The organism is Proteus sp. LHD240705 (assembly GCF_047921555.1).
Taxonomy (GTDB): Bacteria; Pseudomonadota; Gammaproteobacteria; order Enterobacterales; family Enterobacteriaceae; genus Proteus.
This window is the reverse complement of sequence record NZ_JBLRMI010000021.1, coordinates 1-3,140: the sequence shown is the minus strand read 5'-3', so window position 1 is coordinate 3,140 and position 3,140 is coordinate 1. Positions and strand designations below refer to the sequence as shown.

3 protein-coding genes are annotated in these 3,140 nt (G+C 25.1%); 2 read left to right on the top strand and 1 reads right to left on the bottom strand.

Features of this window, described 5'->3' with window-relative positions; translation table 11 throughout:
- Positions 1–160: 160 nt before the first annotated feature.
- Complete coding sequence (locus ACNART_RS17740; protein WP_060961214.1) at positions 161–439, bottom strand: helix-turn-helix domain-containing protein; 279 nt, start codon at positions 437–439, stop codon at positions 161–163.
- A 1,114-nt stretch (positions 440–1,553) separates the two neighbouring features.
- Between ACNART_RS17740 and ACNART_RS17735 the strand changes: the two genes are divergently transcribed.
- Together ACNART_RS17735 and ACNART_RS17730 are read left to right on the top strand one after the other, a co-directional pair.
- The gene (locus tag ACNART_RS17735) at positions 1,554–2,834 is read left to right on the top strand and encodes a surface lipoprotein assembly modifier (RefSeq protein WP_416303670.1); all 1,281 of its coding nucleotides are present in this window, start codon (positions 1,554–1,556) and stop codon (positions 2,832–2,834) included.
- Between the two features lie 20 nt (positions 2,835–2,854).
- Positions 2,855–3,140: hypothetical protein (locus tag ACNART_RS17730; protein WP_416303669.1), on the top strand; the 286-nt coding region annotated here is incomplete at its 3' end.

The window sequence follows — 3,140 nt, the reverse complement described above, 5'->3', positions numbered from 1 at the left end:
CCCCTTTTATGTCCTCAATGGTTCACATTATTTTTAGTCAAAAATGTGAATGATATAAAATATTTAAGTAGTACTAAGTTTTTATTCTGTGTAACTATAAATGGGTGTGTATTGATATATTATTTATTTAATATGTAATAAATAGTTAGTCTATTTTATTTCATCGTAAAGTCGTCTCGGCTGATAATACTGTTTTTGCCCATGAAATTGCCTCAGCTTTGGCTATATTGTGGGTTGGTAATAAACTTTCGGGTTTAACTTCTAATATTGAGGCGATAGCAAATATATGCTCTACGGTGAATTTAATGTGACCATTTTCTAATCGAGAAAAATGTTGTTGACTTATTCCAAGTAAGTATCCCATTTGTATGCCGGTTAATTTTAGTTCTTTTCTTTTTTGTTTTATTTTTTTACTGATGATGTAATTCAATGTATTCATGATATTGTCCCGATTATAAATATCTTGCAACTAAACTGGATAGAGCAAAAAGTTATAAGATTAATTTAGTTTAAATAAAAAAATTTTTTTAGCTATAAAAAATACGGTTTTTATATTGTTTATTTCACCTTGTGAAGGTGATGGGTGTGTGTTTTTTTGTTTTTTTTCAAGTGGTTGTGTGGTTTTTGTGGGTTATTTATTCGATGTTTCAATATTGTGTTAATAATGAAATTATAGATTATATAATTAATAAATTTTTTGCTTGTTTATTGAACACCTTGCTCTTTTTTACTATTTATAAAATGATAAACCACCTGTAAATGATATTGATTTTCATTGTCGTTTATTTGTTCTGCTTTGTTGAGAGATATTTATACTGGTTATTTCTATTTATGGTATACAATTATAATAAAAATTAACTTTAATATTAAAAATAAAATGAAATTTTCGAATGTCATTTTTTATTATTGATTATGTCTTTAATGTATTGTATTAATATTTTGTTCATCAGATTTTCATTTGAAAATCTTAACATTACGTTTATTAAAATTTAGCCCGTATTTATACGGGTTTTTTTTTATGAATATCAGTTTTTTTACTAATATTATTGCGAATTTAATTATAATATATAGCTAAAAATTTAAGAAAATTAGTAAAAATTTCTATTGAATTATAATCATATTATAATTTTTAAAATTTTAGTTAATTACAGTGTGGGCTGAGATTAATACAAAAATATCTGATATAAAGTATATTGCTTAGTGCTGATATTGATTATTTAATCAAATGATTTGATTATTATATCCTTTCTTAAGTTAAATAATTGTTTTTTTTGTTCAAACCAAATAATTTTAATAAAATTAAAAAACAACTAATATCATTGTTAAAAGATTATAAGATTTAATTAATATAAGAATATTTACTTTGTGAATTTTATCATATAGCATTTCTTTCTTTAATGTTATAACTCATTGGGTTTATTTCTTTATTTATGAATTTTATATTGAATTGTAAATTCAGATTTTGTCTATTATTTATTCTGTTTCTGAGTTTTCATAGTATTGCGAATGACGATTATAATAAAAAAAGTAACAATTTGATAACTGAGGCTCAATTGGTTGAGGATCCTACTCTGTTATTACGATTATTTATTCCTGTATTAATAAGAAATGATGTAGAAGGTGTTGGATTATTACTTTCTATTTATGAAAAACAAAAAAAGCAAGAAGATGATGAATTGTTAATATGGGGTAATGCTATTATTGCTCGTAAGAATAAACAATTAGATAAGTCAATATCATTATATAGAAGTTTGGTGTCTAAAAATCCTAAATTAATATTTGCTCGATTACAGTTAGCAATTGCATTATTTGAAAATAAAGAGAATGAGGCGGCATTAGAACAATTTGATAAACTGAAAAGCGAAAACTTGAATGATAATGTAATTGATATTATTAATAAATATTCTGAATTAATCAATCATCAGAATGATTGGTCATTTAATGGTGGCATTGTTTATCTAAATGAGTCAAATATTAATAACTCTCCTAAATTAGGTGTTAATACTGCAAATTGGAAGAGTACATCAAAGCCTGAAAGTGCAGAGGGTTTTTCTTATGTAGGTGTAGCTGAAAAGAAGTTATCGATATATAAAAATTACTTTTCTTTATTGAATTTTCGAGGAAAGGGGAAATATTATTGGGATAACTCTAAATATAATGAAATATCTTCTAGAGTGAAAGTGGGATTTGGATATAAAAATTTAACTAATGAAGTATTATTTTTACCTTTTGTTGAGTACTCATGGAATCCAAATAAAAATCAACAAAATAGTTCTACATATCATCGTTATTCAAATGCAATTGGAACAGAGGTTGAAATAAATAATTGGTTAAATAAACAATGGAAGAATTCACTCTCAGTTGAGTTATCAAGGCAAAGTTATCATAAGACAAAACTATTGGATGGTAATGTTTATTCTGTATCTGATACACTATTGTATATATCAAATAGTAATCAATATTGGTTTTCTGGAATAGATTTTTATCATAAAGAAGCTAAAAGTAAAGCTAATGCTTTTGATCGATTCAGTGTCCGTGCAGGTTGGGGGCAAGAATGGTTACAAGGTATTTCCACTCGTTTTCAAGTTGGTTATGCTAAGCGTATTTATCAAGGAGCAATAGCAGAAGAAAATAATTATTGGGTTCCTGATTTTTATAAAAAACCACAAAAAAATGATGAGTATAGTGTTTATATAACATTGTGGAATCGAAATTTTTATTTTTATGGAATTACACCCAAAATAACATGGGCATATCAAAAAATAGATAGTAGTAATTTATTTTATAGTTATGATAAAAATAATTTTTATCTTGAGTTTAGTAAATATTTTTAATTAAAGTTGGATGTTATATTATGAAAAAAAGTATACCTTTTGTTGTTTTGCCTCTTATTATTGCTGGATGTTCTAGTGGTGGTAGTGAGAACAATGATAATAATGTTATTCAGGAAAAGAAAGTCGATGTTATATCTAACAACCCTACATCTAGTTTAAATAAAGAGGGAGGTAAAAGGGTCAATGAAGCATTAAATAAAGAAGTAAATGAAGTAGCAAATGAAGTAGCAAATGAAGTAGTAAATAAAGAAGTAAATAAAGAAGTAAATAAAGAAGTAAATAAAGAAGTAAATAAAGAAGTAAATA